This is a genomic window from Legionella norrlandica (assembly GCF_000770585.1).
GTDB classification, from domain to species: Bacteria; Pseudomonadota; Gammaproteobacteria; order Legionellales; family Legionellaceae; genus Legionella; species Legionella norrlandica.
Window position 1 is genome coordinate 1 of sequence record NZ_JNCF01000139.1, and the last position, 355, is coordinate 355.

Sequence of the window (355 nt, forward strand, 5' to 3'; positions counted from 1 at the left end):
TTACCTTTAGCTCAGCATAATCTAGCTATTATGTATATGGAAAGGTTTGGAGTAAAAAAAAGATAGTAAACAAGCTATTAAATGGTACCAAAAGGCTGCTGAGCAAGGCCTGGATTTGGCGCAAAATAATTTGGCTGTAATGTATGTTCAGGGTGAAGGAGTCAAAAGAGATTTTAAAAAGGCCATGTACTGGTATCAAAAAGCAGCAGAGCAGGATTGGATTTAGCACAAATTAATTTGGGCCTAATGTATCTTGATGGTATAGGGACTAATAAAAATAGAGCGAAAGCCAAATATTGGATTGGCAAGGCCAAAGAGAGTGGTTCTCAAGATGCCCTGACCATATGGAATGAAA

At 37.7% G+C, this 355-nt stretch carries 1 pseudogene; it reads left to right on the top strand.

Annotation, left to right across the window (positions count from 1 at the left end):
• Positions 1–355, top strand: a pseudogene (locus OK13_RS13760) (tetratricopeptide repeat protein); the annotation flags it as partial.